The organism is Serratia sp. 506_PEND, assembly GCF_001076875.1.
Classification (GTDB): domain Bacteria; phylum Pseudomonadota; class Gammaproteobacteria; order Enterobacterales; family Enterobacteriaceae; genus Serratia; species Serratia marcescens.
Genome location: NZ_JVEL01000285.1, coordinates 1 through 3,799 on the forward strand (window position 1 = coordinate 1; position 3,799 = coordinate 3,799).

Annotated in this window: 4 protein-coding genes; 1 reads left to right on the top strand and 3 read right to left on the bottom strand. The window is 62.2% G+C overall.

What is annotated here, in order from left to right; genetic code table 11:
• On the bottom strand, positions 1 to 677 hold a 677-nt coding region (locus ADK28_RS07530; protein WP_048795315.1), incomplete at its 3' end, for an NAD(P)H-dependent oxidoreductase.
• A gap of 84 nt (positions 678 to 761) precedes the next feature.
• On the opposite strand from ADK28_RS07530, the gene ADK28_RS07535 reads away from it, so the two are divergent.
• Complete coding sequence (locus tag ADK28_RS07535; RefSeq protein WP_048795316.1) at positions 762 to 1,655, top strand: LysR family transcriptional regulator; 894 nt, start codon at positions 762 to 764, stop codon at positions 1,653 to 1,655.
• A 27-nt stretch (positions 1,656 to 1,682) separates the two neighbouring features.
• Here the strand turns inward: ADK28_RS07535 and ADK28_RS32405 are convergent, their stop codons facing one another.
• Both ADK28_RS32405 and ADK28_RS07540 read right to left on the bottom strand, forming a co-directional pair.
• Entirely contained in the window at positions 1,683 to 1,844 is a 162-nt protein-coding gene (locus ADK28_RS32405; protein ID WP_016927696.1) for a hypothetical protein, read from the bottom strand.
• Positions 1,845 to 1,985: 141 nt separating this feature from the next.
• Positions 1,986 to 3,799 (bottom strand): TonB-dependent copper receptor (locus ADK28_RS07540; RefSeq protein WP_048795317.1); only part of this gene is annotated, 1,814 nt, incomplete at its 5' end.

The following is a 3,799-nucleotide window of genomic DNA, read 5'->3' on the forward strand; positions in this document are numbered from 1 at the left end:
GGAATCGGCTCGGTGCGCCACAGGTTATCGAGCCGCTGTCCGAGCTGTTCGCACAGGACGGCAAAGCGCGTCTCGTCGGTCTTACCGGCGCGATAGGTGACGAACGGCGGCAACACCTCGAACCCCGGGTAATGCAGCATGCCGTGCTGGATCGGGAACAGAATATCGTCGAGCGGCCCGTTGATGCCGCGCGGGGCGTAATGGGATTCCCACCCGCCGGCGCTGACGATCAGCATCGCCCGTTTGCCCGCCAACATACCCTCGCCGTAACGGTCGCCCCAATGGGTATCGGAATGCTCACCGACGCCGTAGGCAAAACCATAGGCATAGACCCGATCGAACCAGCCTTTCAGCATCGCCGGCATCGAGAACCACCACAGCGGGAACTGCAACAGCACCGCGTCCGCCCAACGCAGCTTTTGTTGCTCCCGTTCGATGTCGGCGCTCTGCACGCCGTTGGCGAACGCGCGCCGGGAATCCAGCGAAGGATCGAAACGTGGGCCTGATGCGCCTTCCAGGCTGTCGTCGGCGTCGATCGCCGCTTTCCACTTCATGGCGTACAGGTCTGACACCTGGACCTGATGGCCGGCCTGCGTCAGGCGTTCAACGGCGAAGTTTTTCAGTGAGCCGGTCAGCGACTGCGGCTCCGGGTGGGCGTAAACAATCAGCACATTCATAACAACGCTCCTTGGTGTGAGAGCTGCAGGTTAGGGCGTCACAAGGTATATTAGAAATGAATTACCGTTATCCCAGGTATAACCATGAATAATTTAAGGCGGCTGGATCTCAATCTGCTGGTGACGCTCGACGCGCTGCTGGCGGAGCACAACGTCACGCGCGCGGCGCAGCGGCTCAATTTCTCTCAGCCGGCAGTCAGCGTGCATCTCGCCAAACTGCGGGCGATCTTTGACGATCCGCTGCTGTTGCCCGGCCCGCGCGGCATGCGTCCAACCGCCAGAGCGGAGCAACTGCGGGAACCGCTGCGCCAGGCGCTGGCGGCGCTTGAGTTGGCGGTAACGCCGGCGACGCCGTTCGATCCCGCTGTGGCGACCGATATCTGGCGTGTGGCCGCCTTCGACTACGGCGAATCCACCATCGTCCTGCCGGCGCTGAACGGTTTGCGCACGGCGGCGCCCGGCACCCGGCTGGCGGTGCTGGAAACCGCGCCGTCACGCATCGCCAAACTGGCGGAACAGGGAGAGATCGATCTGGCGTTTCACACCCGCGAAGGGGCGCCGCCCGGTCTGCGTCAGCGTACGCTATTCCGTGAACGCTATGTGCTGGTGGGCAGAGTCGGTCACCCTAAGCTGCATGAAAACCTGACGCTGGCGCAATTCTGCCTATTGGAGCAGGTGATGGTTTCGCCGGACGGCGGCGGTTTCTACGGCATCACCGACCAAGCGCTGGCGGACGTGGGGCTGACGCGGCGCGTGGTGCTTTCCGTGCCGCATTTTCTCTTCGTTATCTCGGTACTGACGCAGTCCGATTTGGTGGCGATGTTGCCGGAGCGGCTGGTGCGCAACCAACCGTTATTGCAGCAACTCAAACCGCCATTGGCGGTGCCGGGTTTTGAAATGACTATGCTGTGGCACGAACGATCGCATCGGGATCCCGCTCACCAGTGGCTGCGCGAACATATCGTGCGTTCAGTGTGAGCGGGCTAATGTAAACAGCGCGGGAAATTACATGAACAGGAAGCGGTCAGCCAGCGGAACGCCGCGTTCGAGGCGCGGTGGCAACGCGTCGTCGCGATCGTCAGGCTGGGCTGCCTGTGGCGCGGCGTCTTCGGCTTTTTCGATCATCAGCTCGCCGAGCAGGGCCAGAAAACGAGTGATCTTTTGCATATTCCCTCCGGGGCCATGATTAACCTGAGGACGATAGTAATCGCCGCCTAACCGAATGGGAAAAACTTAAAACTCATATCCTAAGAACCGGATCGCATATCGCATGACCGGGCGACGGTTGCCCATCGCCCGGTGAACGGTTTAGAAGGTGACGTTAACCTTGGCCCACAGGGTGCGGCCCGGTTCATTCACCGCGCTGTTGGCCGAATAGCCGAAGGCGCTGTTGCCCGCCAGGTTGAGGTGCTCGCTGTAGGTCTTGTTCAGGATGTTATCCAGACCGGCGCTCAGCTTGACGTTTTTATTCACCTTGTAGGCGGCGTTCGCGGAGAGCACGCCGAAGCCGGCGCTTTCGGCAAAGTCTTTGCCCACCACGTTGCCTTCGTTGATCGCCACGCGGTTTTGGCTGCTGACCAAACGCCACAGCCCGGTGCCGCTCCAGTCGCCGTACTCGTAGGTCAGCCCCAGACGCGCCTCCAGCGGCGGGATCTGCGGCAGCGGGCGGCCGTCGCTGGTGTTTTTGCCCCAGGAGTAGGCCAGGCTGGCGTCGGTTTTCCAGTGCTCGCTCAACTGATAACCCATGCCCATTTCGCCGCCCATGATGTTGGCGTTGACGTTATCGGCCTGGCTGAGACGCGCATTGTGCGGATCGTATTTGAACAGGATGAAATCATCGACGCGGCCCACATAAGCGGAGACCCAGCCGTTGAAGCGCTTGCCGTTGTATTGTGCGCCGATGTCGAGCTGCGTGGTTTTCTCGCTCTTGACGCTGGAGAACGGATCCTTGCTGCCATTCGGGCCGAGCTTCGGCGAGAATAGCTCCCAGTAATCCGGGAAACGCTCAGTATAACCGACGCCGGCGTACAGCATCAGCGGCAGCTCGGCCAGCGTGTGCTCCAGGCGCATAAAACCGCTCGGCAGGGTGTCGGAACGCTCCGCGTCGCCGCCGTTGCGGAAGTTCTCCACCAGGGTGCGATCGAGACGCGCGCCGCCGATCAGTTTATCCTGCTCGCTGGTGGACCAGGTCAGCTCACTGAAGGCGCCGTAGCTGTTGAACTGGGCGTCTTTTTCCCAGCTGCCGCGGCTCATGCTGCGGTGGGTATTGGTCTGCGTGTCCAGGCCGCTTTCAAGCTTCACGTCCTGCCACTGCCAGGTGCCCATCACGCGGCCGCCGACGGTGCGGCGATCGAGCTGCATCGTCATGCCGGAAGACATCATGTGCCCGCCGTGGCCGCCCATGCCCATACCGCCATGGCCACCGTGCCCACCCATGCCGCCGCTGCCCGGTGAGCGCAGGGTGACGTTGTCCATCACGTGGTTGGCGTAGTTGTAGTAGACCTGCGCTTCCAGCTTATCCAGCACCTCGCCGATGTTGGATTTTTCCACCCGCATGCCCAGGCTTTCGCGCTTGAACTGCGAACCGTCCATGCTGCGGCCGGCATAGCGCGCCTCGCCGTTGCCGCGGCCCATGGTCACTTCCAGCAGCGTATCGTTGTCCGGCGTCCAGCCGAGCGCCAGATCGCCGTTCCACTTGTCCCAGCGCGACGGCACGCGCGTATTGGTGCCGTCCTGATAATCGTTGGAACGAGATTTGTTGGCCATCACCCGCAAGTAACCTTGCTCGGCGCCGAGGCTGGCGTCGATATTCTCGTCCCAGCGGCCGTTGGAGCCGGTCAGCACGCTGGCGTTGCCCTTGACGCCCGGCTTGTCGAAGCGTGGGCGTTCACGTTCGAAACGCACGGTGCCCGCCGACGATCCCGGCCCCCACAGCACCGTCTGCGGCCCTTTGGTGATGGTCAGCAGATCGAAACTTTCCGGCGAGATGTAAGAGGTGGGCGCATCCATTCTCGATGGGCAGGCGCCCAGCATTTCCGAACCGTCGGTGAGGATCTTCAACCGCGAACCGAACATGCCGCGGAACACCGGATCGCCGTTGGTGCCGCCGTTGCGGATCTGAG

Bases quoted from the DNA above. Each gene is read 5' to 3' on its own strand.
- ADK28_RS07535 (WP_048795316.1), top strand. From the start codon at position 762: ATGAATAATTTAAGGCGGCTGGATCTCAATCTGCTGGTGACGCTCGAC.
- ADK28_RS32405 (WP_016927696.1), bottom strand. From the start codon at position 1,844: ATGCAAAAGATCACTCGTTTTCTGGCCCTGCTCGGCGAGCTGATGATC.